Raw genomic sequence first — 20556 nt, 5'->3', positions numbered from 1 at the left:
CCTCTGGAGCCCCGCCGGCGATTGTTTTGGGAGGGGGCCGGGGTGGGAAAAGCCCCCGGCCGAGCTAGAGGTACTGCTTCAGCTCCCGCCGCGCCAGCGAGCGCTGGTGCACCTCGTCCGGCCCGTCCGCCAGCTTCAACGTCCGCGCCGCCGCCCACAGTTCCGCCAGCGGGAAGTCCTGGCTCACCCCGCCCGCGCCGTGCACCTGCACCGCCTTGTCGAGGATCTCGACGACCGCCCGCGGGGTCGCGATCTTGATCGCCTGGATCTCGGCGTGCGCCCCGCGGTTGCCGACCGTGTCCATCAGCCAGGCGGTCTTCAGGACCAGCAGCCGCAGCTGCTCGACGGAGACCCGGGCGTCCGCGATCCAGTTCTGTACGACACCCTGCTGGGCGATCGGCTTGCCGAAGGCCGTACGGGACACGGCCCGCTTGCACATCAGCTCGATGGCCCGCTCGGCCATGCCGATCAGCCGCATGCAGTGGTGGATTCGGCCCGGGCCGAGGCGCGCCTGGGCGATGGCGAAGCCGCCGCCCTCCTCGCCGATCAGATTCGAGGCGGGCACCCGTACGTTGTCGAAGACGACCTCGGCATGGCCGCCGTGCGCGTGGTCCTCGTAGCCGTACACCTGCATGGCGCGCCGGACCTCCAGGCCCGGGGTGTCGCGCGGCACGAGGATCATCGACTGCTGGCGGCGGATGTCGGCGCCGTCCGGGTCGGTCTTGCCCATCACGATGAAGATCTTGCAGTCGGGGTTCATCGCCCCGGAGATGTACCACTTGCGGCCGTTGATGACGTAGTCGTCGCCGTCGCGGTCGATCCGCGTCTGGATGTTCGTTGCGTCGGACGAGGCCACCTCGGGCTCGGTCATGGCGAACGCGGACCGGATCTCCGCGGTCAGCAGCGGCTCCAGCCACTGCTTCTTCTGCTGCTCGTTGCCGAACTGCGCGAGCACCTCCATGTTCCCGGTGTCGGGGGCGGCACAGTTCAGCGCGGTCGGGGCCAAGTGCGGGCTGCGGCCGGTGATTTCGGCCAGCGGCGCGTACTGCAGATTGGTCAGTCCCGCCCCGTGCTCCGCGTCGGGCAGGAAGAGATTCCACAGACCCTGCTTGCGCGCCTCGGCCTTGAGCTCATCGAAGATCGCCGGGGTGTCCCACGGCGAAGCCAGCTGGGCGCGCTGCTCGTGCTCGATCGCCTCGGCCGGGTAGACGTGCTCGTCCATGAAGGCGAGAAGCTTGGCCCGCAGTTCCTCGGTGCGCGCGTCGAATGCGAAGTCCATGGGGTACTCAGCCTTCCTGGAGGGTGGTGAGGCCGTGCTGGATGAAGAGGGGCACGAGATCGCCGATCCGGTCGAAGCCGGCGCCGACGGTCTGGCCGAGGGTGTAGCGGTAGTGGATGCCCTCGAGGATCACGGCGAGCTTGAACCATGCGAAGGCCGTGTACCAGGAGATGGCGGAGGTGTCGCGGCCGGAGCGGGCGGCGTACCGCTCGATCAGCTCGGCCGCGTCCGGGTGGCCCGCCGCGCCCGCGGTGGTGCTGACGGGGGAGTCGGGCAGCTCCAGCTTGACGCTGTACATCACCAGCAGCCCGAGGTCGGTCAGCGGATCGCCGAGGGTCGACATCTCCCAGTCGAGGATCGCCTTGATCCGGTCGTCCGGGCCGACCAGGACGTTGTCCAGCCGGTAGTCGCCGTGGATGACGGTGGCCGCGGGTGAATCGGGCAGGGCGCGGCCGAGCGCGGCGTGCAGCTCGTCGATGCCGGCCAGCTCGCGGTTGCGGGAGGCGTCCAGCTGCTTGCCCCAGCGGCGCAGCTGCCGGTCGAGGAAGCCCTCGGGCCGCCCGAAGTCGCCGAGACCCACCGACTCGGGGTCCACGGCGTGCAGTTCCACGAGGGTGTCGACCAGGCCGAGGACCGCGTCCCTGGTGCGCTCGGGGCCGAGCCGGGCCAGCTCCTCGGCCGTGCGGTACGGAGTGCCGTCCACGAACTCCATGACGTAGAACGGTGATCCGATCACCGACTCGTCCTCGCACAGCAGCACCGGCTCGGGCACCGGCACGGCGGTCGGGTGCAGCGCGCTGATCACCCGGTGCTCGCGCTTCATGTCGTGCGCGGTGGCCAGTACGTGCCCGAGCGGGGGCCGGCGGACGACCCAGCGACCGGTGCCGTCGGTGACGGAGTACGTGAGATTGGAGCGGCCGCCCTGAATCAGCCGGGCGCTGAGCGGTCCGCTCACCAGACCCGGCCGCTCGCGGTCGAGGTAACCGCGCAGCTGCTCGGGGTCGAGGCCTGGCGGGGGGACTGAGCTCATGGTTGGCACCTCCGGGGGCGCATAAGAACGGGTCGCGTTCATGATGACCGACCAGTCGGTATGTAGTCCAGTGCGCAGCGAAACCTGGGGCTGGATCACATGTCCGAGCATCACATTCATGCGTGTCGGTCACATGGGGGAACAAGGTCACTCTCGGGCAGACAGCGGTACGGGTGCCGCTCAGGCGTGGCAGGCCACCGGTACGCCGCCGTTCATCGCCGCCATGTCGCCGAACACGAGCACTGGATCCAGCGGCGAGCCCTCCGGCTTCCCGTCCAGCTCCGCGTACGCCCGGTGCAGATTCGCCACCAGACGCTCGCTCTCCCGCAGCTCCGCGAAGACCCCGAGATCCGCCTCGCGCGCCGTCTCCAGCGGAGTGCGCCCCTTGGCGTGCCCCTCGCGGGCCAGCTCGGCGACGTACCGCAGATAGCGCTCCGTCGCGTCGTAGGCCGACGGGTCGGTGACCGGACCGTGGCCGGGGACCACCGTCGTCGCATCGAGCGAGCGCATCAGGTCCAGTGCCCGCAGGGACCCGCTCAGCGAGCCCATCGGGATGAAGGGCGTGCCGCCCTGGAAGATCAGGTCCCCGGTGAAGACCACTCCTTGCCGCGGCAGATGCACGACCGTGTCGCCGAGGGTGTGCGCGACGCCGCCGGGGTGGATCAGCCGCACCTCGATGTCGCCGACATGGACGGTGAGCCGGTCGTTGTACGTCACGGTGGGGGCAGTGATCGTGATGTCGCCGAAGTCGGTCCGCGGCCACAGCAGATGGAGCTGATGGCCTGCCGCGAGCTGCTCGCTGCGGCACTGGTCGTGCCCGATCACCACGGCCCTCGGAGTGAAGACCGTGTTGCCGTAGGTGTGATCGCCGTGGTGGTGCGTGTTGACGATGGTGCGGGGCAGCGGGACGCCGGTCGCCAGGACCGCGTCACGCAGTGCTCGCGCCCGCCGTTCGGTGGCGGCGGTGTCGATGAGGAGGGTCGACTCCCCGTCGCTGACGAACCCCGCGTTGTTCAGGCACCAGCCGCCGTCCGGCTGGACGTAGGCGTGCACTTCCGGCGCGAGCTGGACGGTGTACGGATCTGTTGCGGACAACTGAACTCCCCCGAGTCAAGGCCGAACTGGTCGGTAGCAGACTGCCAGTTGCGCATGGCGCGGGGGAAGGCGGGAGCCGGCGGTGCTCAGTGATCGTCCCAGTGCCCGTCGTGCTGGGCGTGCCGGTGTCCGTCGTGGACGTAGTCCACATGGTCACCGTGCTCCACGGCTGGGTGCCCGCAGCCCGGGCCGTGATCGTGCGCATGGCCGCTGTGCGAGACATGCTCGCCCGGCTCGCACTCGTCCCAGTGCCCGGAGTGCGCCCTGTGGAGGTGGCCGTCGTGCGCGTAGTCGACGTGATCGCCGTGCGGAACCTCGGTATGTCCGCAGGTCGGACCGTGTGTGTGCTCGTGCGTGGGATGTTCGTGGTGGAGAACGGTCATGACGCTCACCTTTGATGTGATTCGTGGCGTTCTGTCGCTCACCAGGCTAGCTGTGGAGACTCTGGTCATCCTGTATTCCCGGCCCCGTGCCGCGCCCGGGAACACAGGATGACCGTGCACACCGCACACCGCGCAGGCGCACGTGCCGTCCGGCCCGGGGTGCTCGTACTGGAGGACCCGGCTTGCGTGAGCGCCGACCACACCTGAGGGTCGGATCATGAAGGCGATCAGCTACGGCCACTACGGCGGCCCGGAGGTCCTGGAGTACGGGGAGCGCCCCGACCCCAAGGTCGGTCCCGACTCCATCCTGGTCAAGGTGCGCGCGGCAGCGGTCAACGCGGTCGACTGGAAGGCCCGCGAGGGCTATCTCGAGGCGATGTTCCAGGCGGTCTTCCCGGTCGTGCCGGGCTGGGACGTCTCGGGTGTGGTCGTCCAACCGGGCATCGCCGCAACGGAGTTCGCCGTCGGTGACGAGGTGATGGGATACGTACGCGAGGACGTCCTGTGCCGCGGCACCTTCGCCGAGTACGTCGCCGCTCCGGTCCGCGCTCTCGCCCGCAAGCCGCTGAACCTGAGCTTCGAACAGGCCGCCGGGCTGCCGCTGGCCGGCCTCACCGCCTACCAGGTGCTCAATCGCGCGCTCGAGGTGGGCAGTGGGGACACGGTCCTGGTGCACGCGGCCGCGGGCGGCGTCGGCTCGCTCGCCGTACAGCTCGCCAAGCACGCCGGCGCGCGCGTCATCGGCACGGCGAGCGAGCGCAACCACGACCATCTGCGCGAGCTGGGCGCGGAGCCGGTGGAGTACGGGGAAGGGCTGGCCGACCGGGTGCGCGCCCTGGCCCCCGACGGCGTCGACGCGGCCTTCGACACGGTCGGCGGGGACGCGCTCAGGGTCTCGGCCGAGGTGCTCGCGCCCCAGGGCCGCGTCGCCTCGATCGCCGACCGCGAGGTCCTCAGCCTCGGCGGCCACTACTGGTGGGTCCGGCCGGACGCCGCGGATCTGACGGCGTTGGCGGAGCTCGCCGAGCAGGGCGTGATCACCGTCCATGTGGACCGGACCTTTCCGCTGGAGCAGACGGCCGAGGCCCATGCGCTGAACGCGCAGGGCCGCACCCGCGGCAAGATCGTCGTCACCGTCGACTGGGGCGCCTGAACTCAGACGATCATCGCGACCGCGAAACCGGCCAGGGCGACCGTGCAGGCCACAGCGGCCAGCGCGGCCCGGTCCGACAGCACCTGCGGTCTGGGCCCGGCGCCCAGCGCGTGCACCCGCCGGTGGGCCACCCGCAGAAAACCCAGCCACACCAGCGCACTGCAGGCCACCGCCACGAAACCGGCCGTGCTCAGATCGCCGCCGGCCACCTGTCGGGCAGCGAGCACGGCCGCCACGGTGAACGCCAGGGTGGTCCTGCGCCACGCCAGCCGGGTCCGCTCGGGCTGCAGCCCCGGATCCCGCTCGGGCTGCGGCCCCGGATCCCGCTCGGGCTCGGAGGTCAACGCCCGCCCTCCCAGCCGAAGAGCACAACCACCACCATCGCCACCGCGACAACGGCGATCACCATGCTCAGGACGGTCGGGAACCGCGAAACGGGCAGATCCTCGCCCCGCCGCATCGCCCGCTCGCACCGCACCCAGTGATTCACGGCGCGCAGCGCACACAGCACCCCGGCGCCCAGCAGCCCGAGCGCCATCCCCGCGCGCATTCCCCAGGCCAGGTCCGGCAGAAACTGATCGACCGCGAACCCGCCGCCGATCAGTGCGAGCGCCGTACGCAGCCAGGCGAGAAAGGTCCGCTCATTGGCGAGCGAGAACCGGTAGTCGGGAGTCTCGCCCTCCTCCCGCACCCGCTGGGGCGCGAACCACAGCCGCAGGCTCCGTCCGATTTCGCTCACATGTCGCACCCTACCTGCGGGGTTGTCAGCGGCCCCGGCTACCGTGCGGCGGCATGGGCGACCAGGTGCACATCCCCGAGTACGAGCAGGAATTCGAGCTGGTGGCGGCCGAGGAGCTGGTGACCGGTCCGGCCTTCTGGTTCCTCCATCTGTGCTGGTGGCACGAGGAGCCGGAAGCCGTACGAGAACGCTTCGGCGCCGACACGGCCGATGTGGACGCGCTGTACGAGCAGCTCGCCGACGAAGAACACTGGCCGGTCTTCCGCGTCCCCTTCGGCCGCGGGCACACCGCCGTCGTCGCGCACCGCAACTTCCCCGAGGACAGCGGCATCGACTACTTCGTCCGCCACCCCGAGTGGGGGCGGCTCGGACACCTGGGTCAGATGGACGGTCATGACAGGGGACCCGGGCTGTCCTGGCGCGAGCTGACCGCCATCGCCGCCGCCGTGCCGGACGGCGCGGAAGGCCTCACCGATCCCGCCGAGCGGTTGCTGATGCTGTTGCCCATGCTGGGCGACATCGACATGCCGCACGACGCCGCGGCGGTCGTCGCCCAGGCGCTGACGGACTGCGGCACACCTCAGAAGCACGCGCAGGACGTCGCGGGCAAAATCCTCGACAACTCCTTCCGGCAGCTGCCGAGTTGGGTCGTACGGGACGGCAGTCCGATCCCGGTCTGCGGCAGCGACCACAGCCCCCGCGCGCTCCCCCTGGCGCTGGGCATCACCTCTGACCAGGCCGGGGACCTCGCCGACGCCCTGTCAGGAGGGCGTTGTACCTGACTCCCGCAGCCGTTCGTACGCCGCCAGACCGTCCGGCGTCCACTCCCACTCCGCGAGCCGCCGCTCCAGCTCCTCCTCCGGCAGGAAGTCGTGCCAGGCGATCTCCTCGGCCTGCGGGTGCACGGGCAGCTCGCAGCGGACCTCGTACACGGCCGACCACCAGGTCCGCTCGCCGTTCTCGTACAGGAACTTGAACAGCGGTACGGGCCGGGGGAGTCCGGAGACCCCGAGCTCCTCCTCGGCCTCGCGCAGCGCCGCCTCGTCGTAGCTCTCGCCCGCGCCGACGACCCCGCCCACGAACATGTCGTACAGCGATGGGAAGACCAGCTTCGTCGACGTGCGGCGGTGGACGAAGATCCGGCCCTCCGCGTCCCTGACGAGGATGAACGCGCAACGGTGGCGCATCCCCCGGGTGTACGCCTCGCCGCGCGGGGCCTGGCCGATCACCTCGTCGTTCTCATCGACGATGTCCAGGATTTCGTCAGCGGGAGTCATGACTCCATCCAATCACCGGTCGGCCGGGCTGTTGACTAGTTACTGGCCCGTACCGAAGATCGGACCACCGCACGTGCCCATGACACGGCCCGAGCCCGACGAGGATGGAACCCATGGCGTACGACGCTGACGTGATTGTGATCGGGGCAGGGCTGGCGGGCCTGGTGGCCACCGCGGAGCTCGTCGACGCGGGGCGCAAGGTCATCCTGCTCGACCAGGAGCCCGAGCAGTCCATCGGCGGGCAGGCGCACTGGTCCTTCGGCGGCCTGTTCTTCGTGGACTCGCCCGAGCAGCGGCGGATGCGGATCAAGGACAGCCGGGCGCTGGCGCTGCAGGACTGGCTCGGCACCGCGGGCTTCGACCGCGACGAGGACCGGTGGCCGCGCGAGTGGGCCGAGGCATACGTCGACTTCGCCTCCGGTGAGAAGCGGCCCTGGCTGCACGCGCAGGGAATGCGGTTCTTCCCGGTGGTGGGCTGGGCCGAGCGCGGCGGCTACGACGCCACCGGCCACGGCAACTCCGTACCGCGCTTCCACGTCACCTGGGGCACCGGGCCCGGCGTCGTCGCGCCCTTCGAACGGCGGGTCGGGGAAGGCGTCGGGCGTGGCCTGGTCCAGCTGAAGTTCCGCCACCGCGTCACCGGGCTGAGCAGCAGTGCCGGAGTGCTGGACACTGTCAGCGGCGAGGTTCTCGAGCCGTCCGCCGCCGAGCGCGGCACCGCGAGCAGCCGTGAGGTGGCCGGCGCCTTCGAGTTCCGCGCGCAGGCGGTGATCGTCACCTCGGGCGGCATCGGCGGCAACCACGATCTCGTACGCGCCCAGTGGCCCGAGCGGCTCGGCACCCCGCCCGAGAAGATGCTCTCCGGCGTCCCCGCACACGTCGACGGGCTGATGCTCGGCATCGCGGAGGGCGCGGGCGCGAGCCACATCAACCGCGACCGGATGTGGCACTACACCGAGGGCATCGAGAACTGGAACCCGATCTGGGCCAGACACGGCATCCGCATCCTGCCCGGCCCCTCCTCGCTCTGGCTGGACGCGCGCGGCAAGCGGCTGCCCGTCCCGCTCTTCCCCGGCTTCGACACCCTCGGCACGCTGGAACACATCATGAAGTCGGGTTACGACTACACCTGGTTCGTGCTCGACCAGAAGATCATCGGCAAGGAGTTCGCACTGTCGGGCTCCGAGCAGAACCCGGATCTGACGGGGAAGTCGATCCGCGGTGTGATCGGGCGCGCCCGGGCCGATGTCCCGGGCCCGGTGAAGGCCTTCATGGACAACGGCGTCGACTTCGTCGTCGAGCGCGATCTCTCCGCACTCGTACGAGGGATGAACGCACTCACCAAGGAGCCGCTGATCGACGAGGCGGAGCTGCGGCGCGAGATCACCGCGCGGGACCGGGAGATCAAGAACCGGTTCACCAAGGACCTCCAGGTCACGGCCATCCGCGGGGCCCGCAACTATCTCGGCGACAAGCTCATCCGCACGGCCGCACCGCACCGCATCCTCGACCCCAAGGCCGGACCGCTCATCGCCGTACGGCTGAACATCGTCACCCGCAAGTCCCTCGGCGGCCTGGAGACCGATCTGTCCTCGCGGGTGCTCGGAGAGGACGGCGAGCCGCTGGCGGGTCTGTACGCGGCGGGCGAGGCGGCCGGCTTCGGTGGCGGCGGGGTGCACGGCTACCGCTCGCTGGAGGGCACATTCCTCGGCGGCTGCATCTTCTCGGGGCGGGCGGCGGGGCGGGCGGCGGCGAAGGCGGTGGGCTGATACTCGCCCGGGCAGATCAAGCCCCTCCGGCGATTGAGGAGCGGGGGTCCGGGGGCGGAGCCCCCGAAAAGCGCGAGTGTGACGAAAGTCTGACGTGCGGCCGATTTTCCTGGCATCCACGCTTCCGTGGTGTTCGAATCGAAGGGTGACCACACACCACTCCGACGAAGAGGGCGCGCCCGTCGGGCGCCGCTTGGTGCTCGGCATGCTCGGCCTCGGCGCTACCGGAGTCGTGGCGGCGCCGTATCTGCAGCGCGGGCTCGAGTCCTTCCTCGGCGCGGCCTCGGACAAGGACCCGACCGGTCTGAGCGGGCTGCTGCCCAACGGCGGCGGCTTCCGCTATTACTCGGTCGCCTCCTCCGTACCGCGCAAGGACGAGCAGAGCTACCGGCTGACCGTCGACGGTCTGGTCGACCGCCCGGCGACCTACACCCTGGACGCGCTGCGCAAGCTGCCGCAGACCCGGGTCGTACGCGATGTGCAGTGCGTCACCGGCTGGCGGGTCCCCGACACCCCGTTCGCGGGCGTCAAGCTGTCGCTGCTGCTGGACGCCGCGGGCGTACGCCCCGAGGCCAAAGCGATCCGCTTCAGCTGCTTCGACGGCACGTACAGCGAGAGCCTGACCCTGCCGCAGGCCCGCCGCGACGATGTGCTGGTGGCCCTGCAGATGCAGGACAGGCCGGTCAGCCACTCCCACGGCGGCCCGGTCCGGCTCTATGTCGCGCCGATGTACTTCTACAAGTCGGCGAAATGGCTCTCCGGGATCACCGTCACCAACGGTGTCCGGCCCGGCTACTGGGAGGAGCGGGGCTATGACGTCGACGCCTGGGTCGGCCGGTCCAACGGCCGCACCGACACCCCCACTGTCTGAACGGCCCGCGCGGGTACGGCGGTTCAGCCGCGCCGAGCGCTGGGTGCACCGCACGACCGCCGCGCTGATGCTGCTGTGTGTGGCGACCGCCGCGGCTCTGTACGTACCCCAGATCGCCGAACTCGTCGGCCGCCGCTATCTGGTGGTCACCGTCCATGAGTGGGCCGGGCTGATGCTGCCCGTGCCGTTTCTGCTCGGTCTCGCCTCGCCCGCCTTCCGAGCCGATCTGCGCAGGCTGAACCGCTTCGGGCCGCACGACCGGACGTGGCTGCGTGCGGCCCGCCGGCGCGACCGCCGTCCCGACTCCCGTCCTGCGGGCAAGTTCAACGCCGGGCAGAAGGTGTACTCGGCGTGGATCGCGGGCGCGGTGCTGGTGATGCTGGCGACCGGGCTGCTGATGTGGTTCACCCACCTGACACCACTGGTGTGGCGGACCAGCGCGACTTTCGTCCATGACTGGCTTTCGCTGACCGTCGGCATCGTGCTGGCCGGACATATCGGCATGGCGCTCGCCGACCCGGAGGCACGGAGGGGTATGCGTACCGGGTCGGTCGAGCGCCCGTGGGCCAAGCAGGAACACCCGCTGTGGCTGGACGACCGTCTAGAGGACGAGTGACAGCAGCAGTACGAAGCCGAGGCCGACCACGGAGATGATCGTCTCCATCACCGACCAGGTCTTGATCGTCTGGCCGACGGTCATTCCGAAGTACTCCTTCACCAGCCAGAATCCGGCGTCGTTGACATGGCTGAAGAAGAGCGAGCCCGTGCCGATCGCCAGCACCAGCAGGGCCGCGTGCGTGGTCGACATATCGGCCGCGAGCGGCGCGACCAGACCGGCGGCGGAGATGGTCGCCACGGTCGCCGAGCCGGTTGCCAGACGGATGGCCACCGCGATCAGCCAGGCCAGCAGCAGCGCCGGAATCGCCCAGTCCTTGGAGAAGTCCAGGATCATCTGGCCCACGCCGACGTCGATCAGCGTCTGCTTGAAGCCGCCGCCCGCGCCGACGATCAGCAGGATGCCCGCGATCGGTGCGAACGACTTCTCGACGGTGGAGGAGAGCCGTTCCTTGGTGAACCCGGCCGCGCGTCCCAGCGTGAACATTCCGACGATGACCGCGGCGAGCAGGGCGATGAGCGGCGAGCCGATGACGTCGGTGACGCGCTGGACGCCGCTTTCCTTGTTGTCGACGACGATGTCCACCAGCGCCTTGACCAGCATGAGGACGACCGGCAGCAGCACGGTGGCCACGGTGGCGACGAAGCCGGGACGCCGGTCCAGGTCTTCGGAAGGACGCTGCGGAATCATGCGCTCCGGTGCCGGGATGTCCACCCAGCGCGCGGCGAATCGGGAGAAGACAGGGCCCGCGATGATCACGGTCGGGATGGCGACCACCAGACCCAGCGCCAGCGTGACGCCGAGGTTGGCGCCGATGGCGTCGATCGCGACCAGCGGTCCGGGGTGCGGCGGGATCAGTCCGTGCATCACGGAGAGGCCGGCCAGGGCCGGGATGCCGATCCGCATGAGCGAGTAGTTGCCGCGCTTGGCGACGAGCAGCACCACCGGGATCAGCAGCACGATGCCGACCTCGAAGAAGAGCGGCAGCCCGATCACCGAGGCGATGAGCACCATCGCCCACGGCATGGCGCGCCCGCCCGCCTTGGCGAGGATCGTGTCGACGATCTGGTCCGCGCCGCCGGAGTCGGCGAGCAGCTTGCCGAGGATCGCACCGAGCGCGATGAGCACGCCCACACCGGCGACGGTGGTGCCGAGGCCGGTGGTGAAGCTGACTATGGCCTTGTCCAGCGGGGCGCCGGCGAATGCGCCGAGAGCCAGTGAGCCGATGGTCAGCGCCAGAAAGGCATGGAGCTTGAACTTGGTGATGAGAAGGACGATGACGGCGATGCCCGCGAGGACGGCGATGCCCAACTGCGCGTTGCCGGCCGAAGTGATCGTTTCGGTGGCGTCCGCTGCCAGCGTCTCGACGCTGAGACTGGTCACGGTGGCGATTCCTTAGCTCTCGAGCCGGCGCAGCGCGGCGACGGCCCGTTCGGTTATTTCTTCCGGTGTGCCGGACACATCGACGGCGACGCCCGCCTCGTCGTCCCCGAGCGGCTGGAGCGTGGCGAACTGCGAGTCCAGCAGCGCGGCGGGCATGAAGTGGCCCTTGCGCTCGGACATCCGCTGCTCGACGAGCGCCCGGTCGCCGGTGAGATGGAGGAAGAGGGCACCGGGCGCGGCGGCCCGCAGCCGGTCGCGGTAGACCCGCTTGAGCGCGGAGCTGGACACCACTCCGCCGAGGCCCGCCCTGCCGTGCGCCCACTGCCCGATGGCATCGAGCCAGGGCCGGCGGTCCGCGTCGTCCAGCGGGGCGCCGGCCGACATCTTGGCGATGTTCGCCGGGGGATGGAAATCGTCGCCCTCGGCGTACGGGACGCCCAGTGCGGCGGCGAGCAGGGGACCGATCGTGGTCTTGCCGGTGCCTGCCACGCCCATCACCACGACGACGTGGGGGGTGCTCATTACGTGCCTCGCTGTCTTCGTCGACATCGGTCCGTCGCGCTACTGAAACCCATTAGGTATGACGTATTCAAGAGGCTGAGATCTAAACGTCATACTTTTAGTTCCCGAATCGTGCCCCGTACTCTTGCCCCATGACCACTGAGGGCCGGGGCCTCCATGCCCATGTGCTGGACAACCTGGGCCTCGCGATCACCGCGGGCGAGTATCCACAGGGCAGCGTGTTGCGCACGGACGAAGTGGCACAGCGCTTCGATGTCTCGCGCACCGTCGTCCGCGAAGTGGTCCGGGTCCTGGAGTCGATGCACCTCGTGGAGTCCCGGCGCCGGGTCGGTGTGACCGTCCGCCCGACCGAGGAGTGGAACGTCTATGACCCGCGGGTCATCCGCTGGCGGCTGGCCGGCACCGATCGCCCGCGCCAGCTGCGCTCACTGACCGTGCTGCGCTCGGCCGTCGAGCCGGTCGCGGCCGGGCTCGCCGCCCGCAACGCCACCCCCGAGCAGTGCGCCGAACTCACCGAGTGCGCCCTGGGCATGGTCGCCACCTCGCGCGGACACCAGCTCGAGGGATATCTGAAGCACGACATCGCCTTCCACCGTGTTGTGCTCAACGCCTCCGGCAACGAGATGTTCGCGCGGCTCGGAGATGTGGTCGCCGAGGTCCTTGCCGGCCGTACACACCACCAGGTGATGTTCGACAACCCCGATCCGGCGGCCGTCACCCTGCATGTCCAGGTCGCCGAGGCGGTCCGCGAGGGCGACGCGGTCCGGGCCGAGGAGATCACCCGCCAGATCTCGGTCGGGGCGCTCGCGGAACTGGATGTGCTGGCGCCCTGAGGCGTCCGGCGCCGCCGCATCCCCGACGAGGCGAGTGCGTGCGCGACCTTGGTTTACTGGGCCGTAACCTCTGAAACACCTCAGATCTATTCCTGCGTGACCTAGGCCACTGCCAAAATCGCAGGGTTGCCCTGATTATGTTCCGGGTTATGTGCCCTCGGGCCATAACAGGGTGACCACCCCCCACCGGCTACGGCCGGGACGCCCACCCCTCCCCTCACGAAGGCGAACTTCTCCATGAGTGACCGCACCACTGCGGCCGAAACGCTCGCCGCCGGGGCACCGGCGAAGAGCTCCCCCCACGTCGACGCCGGCGACGCCGGCTACAGCAAGGACCTCAAGTCCCGCCACATCAACATGATCGCCATCGGCGGAGCGATAGGCACCGGCCTGTTCCTCGGCGCGGGCGGCCGAATGGCCGGCGCGGGTCCGTCGCTGGCCATCGCCTACGCGGTCTGTGGCGTCTTCGCCTTCTTCGTCGTCCGCGCGCTCGGCGAGCTGGTCCTCTACCGCCCCTCATCCGGTGCCTTCGTCTCGTACGCCCGTGAGTTCATGGGCGAGAAGGGCGCCTTCGCGGCCGGCTGGCTCTACTTCCTCAACTGGTCGACCACCGCGGTCGCCGACATCACCGCGGCCGCCACCTACGCCCACTTCTGGGCCATGTTCAGCGATATCCCGCAGTGGGTCCTCGCGCTGATCGCACTCGCCGTCGTCCTCACCGCGAACCTCATCTCGGTGAAGTACTTCGGTGAGATGGAGTTCTGGTTCGCGATCATCAAGGTCGCCGCGCTGGTCGCCTTCATGATCGTCGGCATCTTCCTGGTGGTCACCCAGCACCCGGTCGACGGCCACACCCCCGGCTTCTCCACCATCACCGACAACGGCGGCATCTTCCCGACGGGCATGCTGCCGATGCTGCTGGTGATCCAGGGCGTCGTCTTCGCGTACGCCTCCGTCGAGCTGTGCGGCGTCGCCGCGGGTGAGACCGAGAGCCCCGAGAAGATCATGCCCAAGGCGATCAACTCGATCATGTGGCGTGTCGGTCTGTTCTACGTCGGCTCGGTGGTGCTGCTCGCGCTGCTCCTCCCGTACACGGCGTACTCCGGCGACCAGAGCCCCTTTGTCACCGTCATGGACAAGCTCGGCGTCCCGGGCGCGGCCGGCGTGATGAACCTCGTGGTGCTGACCGCGGCGCTCTCCAGCCTGAACTCCGGCCTGTACTCCACCGGCCGCATCCTGCGCTCCATGGCGCTGTCGGGCTCCGCACCCAAGTTCACCGGCCGGATGAACAAGGGCCAGGTGCCCTACGGCGGCATCCTGCTGACCGCAGGCTTCGGTGTGCTGGGCGTTGCACTCAACTATGTCGTGCCCGGCCAGGCCTTCGAGATCGTCCTGAACCTGGCGTCGATCGGCATCCTCGGCACCTGGGGCATGATCATGCTCTGTTCGCTGCTGTTCTGGCACCGCGCGCAGGACGGCCGGGTCACCCGCCCCGCCTACCGGCTGCCCTGGGCGCCGTACACCCAGATCGTCACGCTGTTCTTCCTCGCCACCGTGGCCTTCCTGATGTGGTGGGGCGGCGGTGTGGGCCGTACGACCGTGATGTTCCTGCCGCTGATCGCGGCGGCGCTGGTCGGTGGCTGGTACCTGGTCCGCGGCCGGGTGAAGGCCATCGCGCAGGAGCGCCAGGACGCCTGACCGAATCATTCCAGGAGAACGGCCCCCGCGATCTGGCGAATTCGCGGGGGCCGTTCCCGTACCGGTCAGCCGTGGTGCGGACCGTGGCCCGCGCCGTGACAGTCCATAGTGGTGGTCGACTTCACATGCGAAGAAGGGCAGGTTCTCCATGTCGCAGCAGGTGCAGGGCGTGGTCGCGCCGGGGAAGAACGAGCCGGTACGGGTCGAGACGATCATCGTCCCCGACCCCGGACCCGGAGAGGCCGTGGTGAAGGTGCAGGCGTGCGGCGTCTGCCACACCGATCTGCACTACAAGCAGGGCGCGATCAACGACGACTTCCCCTTCCTGCTCGGGCATGAGGCCGCGGGCGTGGTGGAGTCGGTCGGCGCGGGCGTCACGGACGTCGCTCCCGGCGACTTCGTCGTCCTCAACTGGCGTGCCGTGTGCGGACATTGTCGCGCCTGTCTGCGCGGCCGCCCCTGGTACTGCTTCGCCACGCACAACGCCGAGCAGAAGATGACGCTGACCGATGGCACCGAGCTCTCCCCGGCGCTCGGCATCGGCGCCTTCGCCGAGAAGACCCTGGTCGCCGCCGGCCAGTGCACCAAGGTCGACCCGGCGGTCTCGCCGGCTGTCGCGGGTCTGCTGGGCTGCGGGGTGATGGCCGGCATCGGTGCCGCCATCAACACCGGCCAGGTCGGCCGCGGTGACTCCGTCGCGGTCATCGGCTGCGGCGGCGTGGGCGACGCGGCCGTCGTCGGCGCACGCCTGGCGGGCGCGGCCCGCATCATCGCCGTCGACATCGACGACCGCAAGCTCGAGACGGCGAAGAAGATGGGCGCAACCCACACCGTCAACTCCCGTTCCGGCGACCCCGTCGAGGCGATCCGCGAGCTCACCGGAGGCTTCGGCGCCGACGTCGTCATCGAGGCGGTCGGCCGACCGGAGACGTACGAACAGGCCTTCTACGCCCGTGACCTGGCCGGCACCGTCGTTCTCGTCGGTGTGCCGACGCCCGAGATGAAACTGGAGCTGCCGCTCCTCGACGTCTTCGGCCGCGGCGGCGCGCTCAAGTCCTCCTGGTACGGCGACTGTCTGCCGTCCCGTGACTTCCCGATGCTCATCGACCTCCATCAGCAGGGCCGTATCGACCTTTCCGCGTTCGTGACCGAGACCATCGGACTCGGCGACATCGAGAAGGCCTTCGCCCGGATGCGCGAGGGTGACGTACTGCGTTCGGTGGTGCAGTTCTGATGAACCCCCCGAACTGCAGGATCGACCATCTGGTCACCTCCGGCACCTTCTCGCTCGACGGCGGCACCTGGGACGTCGACAACAACGTCTGGATTGTCGGCGACGACCAGGAGGCGATCGTCATCGACGCTGCCCATGACGCCGCGGCCATCCTCGATACGCTCGGCGGCCGTACGCTGCGCGCCATCGTCTGCACGCACGCGCACAACGACCACATCGACGCCGCTCCCGCCCTCGCCGCCGCCACCGGCGCGCCGATCCTGCTCCACGCCGACGACCTGCCGCTGTGGAAGCAGACGCACCCGGACCGCAACCCCGACGGCGAACTCGTCGACGGCCAGGTGCTGGAAGTGGCCGGGACGCGGCTGCGCGTATTGCACACACCCGGCCATGCCCCCGGTGCCGTATGCCTCTACGCGCCCGAGCTGTCCACGGTCTTCACCGGCGACACGCTCTTCCAGGGCGGCCCCGGCGCCACCGGCCGGTCCTTCTCCCACTTCCCGACGATCATCGACTCGATCCGGGACCGGCTGTTCACACTGCCGCCGCAGACCGTGGTGCGCACCGGCCACGGCGACGCGACCACTGTCGGAGACGAGTCACCTCAGCTCGTGGAGTGGATTCAGAGGGGCCACTGAGTCAGTCGTCGCCTGCTCTCGAAGCGGTACGGCTCTCCCGTCACCGGGTCGGTGAACTCCAGCACCTTCGCCAGGAGTTGAAGGGGACGGGAGTAGTCGTCGGGCCCCGCCTCCTGGACGACCGGATAGACCGGGTCGTTCAGGAGCGGCAGCCCCAGGCTGTTCATATGGACCCGCAGCTGATGCGTGCGGCCGGTGGCCGGGAGCAGCCGGTACCGGCCGAGCCCGGCGCGGTGCTCGAGCAGCTCGATCCGGCTCTCGCTGTTCGGCTCGCCCGGCTCCTCGCGCGCGGCCATCACCCCGCGCTCCTTCACGATCCTGCTGCGTACGGTGCGGGGCAGCGCCACCGCCGGGTTGTACGGTGCCACCGCCTCGTACTCCTTGCGGACCTCCCGGTCCCGGAACAGCGTCTGGTACGCGCCCCGGTCCCCGGGCCGTACGACGAAGAGCGCGAGTCCCGCGGTCAGCCGGTCGAGACGGTGCGCGGGCTGCAGCTCGGGTAGTTCCAGATCGCGCCGCAGCCGGGCGAGTGCCGTCTCGGTGATGTGCCGGCCGCGCGGCGTGGTGGCGAGGAAGTGGGGCTTGTCGGCGATCACGAGACGCTCGTCGCGGTGGACGATCCCGACCTCGAAGGGGACGGGCTCCTCGGGGGCGAAGTCCCGGTGGAACCAGAGATACCGGCCGGCGGTATAGGGCTCGTCGGCGGCGACAGGACCGTCCGTACCGACGATGCGGCCCTCGCGGAACATCGCGTCGACGGTTTCGGCGCCGATGGCGTCGGCGTACCGCCCGGCGAGATGGTCGCGCACCGTCGCCCAGGCGCCGTCCGGATCGGCGGGCAGCCGCAGCCGCACCGGGTCGATCCCGTCGCGCTGGGGGAGCGGCGCGGCCGGGGCTCTGTGTCTGCGTCTCACCGACGTGACTGTATGCCCACTACATCGGATGCCGGTATCGGATGCCGGTGGAACAGGGGCCGGAGCCGAGGCCGCTGCCGATCCACCGCGCACAACGCCCGCTTCGGCTGCGCCCCGGCCGCGCGCGTACGGAAGACGGACGCCACCCAGGGATACAAAAGATCCCCACGGGAATCCGTGGGGATCTTGATTGTGTCCGAGGGGGGACTTGAACCCCCACGCCCGATAAAGGGCACTAGCACCTCAAGCTAGCGCGTCTGCCATTCCGCCACCCGGACCAGGTGTCTGTCTCGCGGCGCTGGGCCGTTCCGACGTGGAAAACCATAGCAAACATTCGACTGTGCTCGATCACGCCCGGATCCGGTGTGACGGCCGTATGACGGCGGACAGTCGCCCTTGGGGTACGGGGCGGGGCGCGGGAGGATGAGGGGGAACCACCAGCAGCGACAGTGGGAGGAATCAGCGTGAGCGAGTCGAACAGGGCCGACAAGACCAAGCCCCTTTCGGGTGAGGACGAGGTCGTCGACCTCTGCCGTGAGCTGATCCGGATCGACACGAGCAACTACGGCGACCACTCGGGTCCGGGGGAGCGGGCCGCCGCGGAGTATGTCGCGGAGAAGCTCGCCGAGGTCGGGCTCGAGCCGCAGATCTTCGAGTCCCACAAGGGCCGCGCCTCCACAGTGGCCCGTATCGAGGGTGAGGACCCGTCGAGGCCCGCGCTGCTCATCCACGGCCACACCGACGTCGTACCGGCCAACGCCGACGACTGGACGCACCACCCCTTCTCCGGCGAGATCGCGGACGGCTGTGTGTGGGGCCGGGGCGCGGTCGACATGAAGGACATGGACGCCATGACCCTGGCGGTCGTACGGGACCGGCTGCGCAGCGGCCGCAAGCCCCCGCGCGACATCGTGCTGGCCTTCCTCGCCGACGAGGAGGCCGGCGGCACGTACGGGGCGCGGCATCTGGTCGACAAGCACCCGGATCTCTTCGAGGGCGTGACGGAGGCGATCGGGGAGGTCGGCGGCTTCTCCTTCACCGTCAACGAGAATCTGCGGCTCTATCTCGTCGAGACGGCGCAGAAGGGCATGCACTGGATGCGGCTCACTGTGGAAGGCACCGCCGGGCACGGGTCGATGACCAACAACGACAACGCCATCACCGAACTCTGCGAGGCGGTCGGCCGGCTCGGTCGGCACAAGTGGCCGGTAAGGATGACCAAGACCGTACGGTCCTTCCTCGACGAGCTCTCCGACGCGCTCGGCACACCGCTCGACCCGGAGGACATGGAGGCGACGCTCGCCAAGCTCGGCGGCATCGCCAAGATGATCGGCGCCACGCTGCGCAACTCCGCCGCCCCCACCATGCTCGGCGCCGGTTACAAGGTGAACGTGATCCCCGGGCAGGCGACCGCACATGTCGACGGGCGCTTTCTGCCGGGGTACGAGGAGGAGTTCCTGGCCGACCTCGACCGGCTGCTGGGCCCGCGGGTCAAGCGGGAGGACGTGCACGGGGACAAGGCGCTCGAGACCAGCTTCGACGGGGATCTCGTCGACGCCATGCAGATCGCGCTCAAGGCCGAGGACCCGATCGCCCGGGCCGTGCCGTACATGCTCTCCGGCGGAACCGACGCCAAGTCCTTCGACGACCTCGGCATCCGCTGCTTCGGCTTCGCGCCGCTCAAGCTGCCGCCGGAGCTGGACTTCGCGGGCATGTTCCACGGGGTGGACGAACGGGTTCCGGTGGACGGTCTGAAGTTCGGCGTACGGGTGCTTGACCGATTCCTGGACCAGTGCTGAACCGCATCGGGGTCAGATCTGCTGAAACGGAACTCTAATAATCGCCAGTGCGTGCGTACTTGACCAAAAAGAGTGAATGGGGCCGTCGGCTCGTAGCCCCGTTCCTTCCTCCTCGTTACAGGTGATGCGGTCCGCGGCTGGGGCCGCATTGCCAACAAGGAGGAACAATGATCAAGAAGGTCGTCGCTGCTGCGGCTGCCACCGGTGGTCTGGTACTCGCTGGTGCGGGTGTCGCCATGGCCTCTTCGGGTGCCCAGGGTGCTGCTGTCAACTCCCCCGGGGTGGTCTCCGGCAACGTCATCCAGGCGCCCATCCACGTGCCGGTGAACGCATGCGGCAACACGGTCTCCGTGGTCGGGCTGTTGAACCCTACCTTCGGCAACACCTGCGTCAACGAGTGACGTTGTGACTCGACCCGTATGGGTCTGGGTTTGAACTCGAGCGGCCCCGGAGTGCGCGCCACGCACTCCGGGGCCGTCCGAGCATTCCACCCCCGGGTACCGACGCCCGCGGGTATTCCTGAAGCAAGAAGGCAGGGATTCAACCTATGCGACAGATCACGCGCAAGGGCCTGATCACCATGGCAGCGGCGGGCGGCGTACTCGCGCTCGGCGGTGGCTATGCGAACGCGGACGCCGGTGCGAACGGAGGCACGGCGAATTCGCCCGGCGTACTGTCCGGAAACACGGTCCAGGTTCCGGTGCATGTTCCCGTCAACGTGTGCGGGAACACCGTGAATGTACTCGCGCTGCTCAACCCCGCCAGCGGAAATGAGTGCAGCAATAAGTCCGGCGGGTCCCACGCAGGCGAGGACCCCAAGGACAATCCCGGCGTCATCTCGGGCAACCACGTCCAGGTGCCGATCGACGTCCCCGTGAACGCCTGCGGGAACGCCCTCACCATCGGTGGCCTCGGCAACACCGCCACGGGCAACGAGTGCGACAACGGCTCGAGCGTCTCCACCCCGCCCGCGAAGCCGAGCACTCCGAGCAAGCCGAGCACCCCGAGCAAGCCCAGCAAGCCCAGCAAGCCCAGCAAGCCCAGTCAGCCGTGTGACCACACTCAGCCGAGCAAGCCGGAGAGCCCGAGTACTCCGAGCAAGCCGAGTACTCCGAGCAAGCCGAGCAGCCCGAGTACTCCGAGCAAGCCGAGCACTCCGAGTAAGCCGGAGAGCCCGAGCACCCCGGGCAAGCCGAGCATTCCGGGTCTGCCGAACATCCCGAGCATTCCGGGTCTGCCGAACACCCCGACCACTCCGGGTCTGCCGAACACCCCGACCACTCCGGGTCTGCCGAACACCCCGACCACTCCGGGTCTGCCGAA

At 69.3% G+C, this 20556-nt stretch carries 22 protein-coding genes and 1 tRNA gene; 12 read left to right on the top strand and 11 right to left on the bottom strand.

Going from position 1 to position 20556, the window contains the following annotated elements; genetic code table 11:
* Positions 1-64 precede the first annotated feature (64 nt).
* From ACFWDI_RS37725 to ACFWDI_RS37710, 4 genes are all read right to left on the bottom strand, one after another.
* Positions 65-1279 carry an acyl-CoA dehydrogenase family protein gene (locus ACFWDI_RS37725; RefSeq protein ID WP_385311240.1) on the bottom strand — a complete coding sequence of 405 codons (1215 nt, stop codon included), beginning with the start codon at positions 1277-1279 and terminating at the stop codon, positions 65-67.
* A 7-nt stretch (positions 1280-1286) separates the two neighbouring features.
* Positions 1287-2309 (bottom strand): phosphotransferase family protein, encoded by a 1023-nt coding sequence (locus tag ACFWDI_RS37720; RefSeq protein ID WP_385311239.1) that lies wholly within the window; start codon positions 2307-2309, stop codon positions 1287-1289.
* A 180-nt stretch (positions 2310-2489) separates the two neighbouring features.
* Positions 2490-3404: an MBL fold metallo-hydrolase gene (locus tag ACFWDI_RS37715; protein ID WP_385311237.1), complete on the bottom strand. Its 915-nt coding sequence runs from the start codon at positions 3402-3404 to the stop codon at positions 2490-2492.
* Positions 3405-3490: 86 nt separating this feature from the next.
* Positions 3491-3787: a hypothetical protein gene (locus ACFWDI_RS37710; RefSeq protein ID WP_385311236.1), complete on the bottom strand. Its 297-nt coding sequence runs from the start codon at positions 3785-3787 to the stop codon at positions 3491-3493.
* Positions 3788-4004: 217 nt separating this feature from the next.
* Here ACFWDI_RS37710 and ACFWDI_RS37705 point away from each other — a divergent pair, with 217 nt between their 5' ends.
* Positions 4005-4940, top strand: coding sequence for an NADP-dependent oxidoreductase (locus ACFWDI_RS37705; RefSeq protein ID WP_385311234.1), 936 nt, complete (start codon positions 4005-4007; stop codon positions 4938-4940).
* 2 nt (positions 4941-4942) lie between these two features.
* Here the strand turns inward: ACFWDI_RS37705 and ACFWDI_RS37700 are convergent, their stop codons facing one another.
* A complete protein-coding gene (locus ACFWDI_RS37700; RefSeq protein WP_385311233.1) occupies positions 4943-5284 on the bottom strand; it encodes a DUF202 domain-containing protein in 342 nt (113 codons plus the stop codon).
* The gene (locus ACFWDI_RS37695) at positions 5281-5679 is read right to left on the bottom strand and encodes a DUF202 domain-containing protein (protein WP_327322485.1); all 399 of its coding nucleotides are present in this window, start codon (positions 5677-5679) and stop codon (positions 5281-5283) included. Before ACFWDI_RS37695 ends, ACFWDI_RS37700 begins: the two co-directional genes overlap by 4 nt.
* Positions 5680-5732: 53 nt before the next feature.
* On the opposite strand from ACFWDI_RS37695, the gene ACFWDI_RS37690 reads away from it, so the two are divergent.
* A complete protein-coding gene (locus ACFWDI_RS37690; RefSeq protein ID WP_385311230.1) occupies positions 5733-6461 on the top strand; it encodes a hypothetical protein in 729 nt (242 codons plus the stop codon).
* Here the strand turns inward: ACFWDI_RS37690 and ACFWDI_RS37685 are convergent.
* Positions 6441-6956, bottom strand: coding sequence for an NUDIX hydrolase (locus ACFWDI_RS37685; protein ID WP_385311228.1), 516 nt, complete (start codon positions 6954-6956; stop codon positions 6441-6443). The two genes, ACFWDI_RS37690 and ACFWDI_RS37685, sit on opposite strands and share 21 nt — an antisense overlap.
* 113 nt (positions 6957-7069) lie before the next feature.
* Here ACFWDI_RS37685 and ACFWDI_RS37680 point away from each other — a divergent pair, with 113 nt between their 5' ends.
* The 3 genes from ACFWDI_RS37680 (at position 7070) to ACFWDI_RS37670 (ending at position 10212) form a co-directional block, all read left to right on the top strand.
* Positions 7070-8725, top strand: a complete 1656-nt coding sequence (locus ACFWDI_RS37680) for an FAD-binding dehydrogenase (protein WP_385311226.1) — start codon at positions 7070-7072, stop codon at positions 8723-8725.
* Between the two features lie 205 nt (positions 8726-8930).
* A complete protein-coding gene (locus ACFWDI_RS37675) occupies positions 8931-9596 on the top strand; it encodes a molybdopterin-dependent oxidoreductase (RefSeq protein ID WP_385311242.1) in 666 nt (221 codons plus the stop codon).
* Positions 9538-10212 carry a cytochrome b/b6 domain-containing protein gene (locus ACFWDI_RS37670; RefSeq protein WP_385311224.1) on the top strand — a complete coding sequence of 225 codons (675 nt, stop codon included), beginning with the start codon at positions 9538-9540 and terminating at the stop codon, positions 10210-10212. The genes ACFWDI_RS37675 and ACFWDI_RS37670 overlap by 59 nt, the downstream gene beginning before the upstream one ends.
* Here ACFWDI_RS37670 and ACFWDI_RS37665 read toward each other — a convergent pair.
* On the bottom strand, positions 10198-11595 hold the full coding sequence (locus ACFWDI_RS37665; protein ID WP_385311222.1) for a GntP family permease: 1398 nt from the start codon (positions 11593-11595) through the stop codon (positions 10198-10200). The two genes, ACFWDI_RS37670 and ACFWDI_RS37665, sit on opposite strands and share 15 nt — an antisense overlap.
* 12 nt (positions 11596-11607) lie before the next feature.
* The gene (locus tag ACFWDI_RS37660) at positions 11608-12117 is read right to left on the bottom strand and encodes a gluconokinase (protein WP_385311221.1); all 510 of its coding nucleotides are present in this window, start codon (positions 12115-12117) and stop codon (positions 11608-11610) included.
* Between the two features lie 131 nt (positions 12118-12248).
* Here ACFWDI_RS37660 and ACFWDI_RS37655 point away from each other — a divergent pair, with 131 nt between their 5' ends.
* From ACFWDI_RS37655 to ACFWDI_RS37640, 4 genes are all read left to right on the top strand, one after another.
* Complete coding sequence (locus tag ACFWDI_RS37655) at positions 12249-12950, top strand: FadR/GntR family transcriptional regulator (RefSeq protein ID WP_385311219.1); 702 nt, start codon at positions 12249-12251, stop codon at positions 12948-12950.
* Between the two features lie 237 nt (positions 12951-13187).
* The gene (locus ACFWDI_RS37650) at positions 13188-14648 is read left to right on the top strand and encodes an amino acid permease (RefSeq protein ID WP_385311218.1); all 1461 of its coding nucleotides are present in this window, start codon (positions 13188-13190) and stop codon (positions 14646-14648) included.
* Positions 14649-14796: 148 nt separating this feature from the next.
* Positions 14797-15882: an S-(hydroxymethyl)mycothiol dehydrogenase gene (locus ACFWDI_RS37645; RefSeq protein ID WP_385311216.1), complete on the top strand. Its 1086-nt coding sequence runs from the start codon at positions 14797-14799 to the stop codon at positions 15880-15882.
* The gene (locus ACFWDI_RS37640) at positions 15882-16520 is read left to right on the top strand and encodes an MBL fold metallo-hydrolase (RefSeq protein WP_385311214.1); all 639 of its coding nucleotides are present in this window, start codon (positions 15882-15884) and stop codon (positions 16518-16520) included. Before ACFWDI_RS37645 ends, ACFWDI_RS37640 begins: the two co-directional genes overlap by 1 nt.
* Here ACFWDI_RS37640 and ACFWDI_RS37635 read toward each other — a convergent pair.
* Both ACFWDI_RS37635 and ACFWDI_RS37630 read right to left on the bottom strand, forming a co-directional pair.
* The gene (locus ACFWDI_RS37635) at positions 16505-17434 is read right to left on the bottom strand and encodes an RluA family pseudouridine synthase (protein ID WP_385311212.1); all 930 of its coding nucleotides are present in this window, start codon (positions 17432-17434) and stop codon (positions 16505-16507) included. The genes ACFWDI_RS37640 and ACFWDI_RS37635 overlap by 16 nt on opposite strands.
* Before the next feature lie 193 nt (positions 17435-17627).
* Positions 17628-17712, bottom strand: a tRNA-Leu gene (locus ACFWDI_RS37630).
* A gap of 186 nt (positions 17713-17898) precedes the next feature.
* Here ACFWDI_RS37630 and ACFWDI_RS37625 point away from each other — a divergent pair.
* From ACFWDI_RS37625 to ACFWDI_RS37615, 3 genes are all read left to right on the top strand, one after another.
* Complete coding sequence (locus ACFWDI_RS37625) at positions 17899-19233, top strand: M20/M25/M40 family metallo-hydrolase (RefSeq protein ID WP_385311210.1); 1335 nt, start codon at positions 17899-17901, stop codon at positions 19231-19233.
* Between the two features lie 167 nt (positions 19234-19400).
* Positions 19401-19634: a chaplin gene (locus tag ACFWDI_RS37620; RefSeq protein WP_327322472.1), complete on the top strand. Its 234-nt coding sequence runs from the start codon at positions 19401-19403 to the stop codon at positions 19632-19634.
* Positions 19635-19780: 146 nt separating this feature from the next.
* The coding region (locus ACFWDI_RS37615) for a chaplin family protein (RefSeq protein WP_385311209.1) at positions 19781-20556 on the top strand (776 nt) is incomplete at its 3' end.

The organism is Streptomyces sp. NPDC060064, from assembly GCF_042736455.1.
GTDB lineage: Bacteria > Actinomycetota > Actinomycetes > Streptomycetales > Streptomycetaceae > Streptomyces.
Note: the sequence above shows the minus strand (reverse complement) of the source record. Positions and strands in the feature narration are given on the sequence as shown.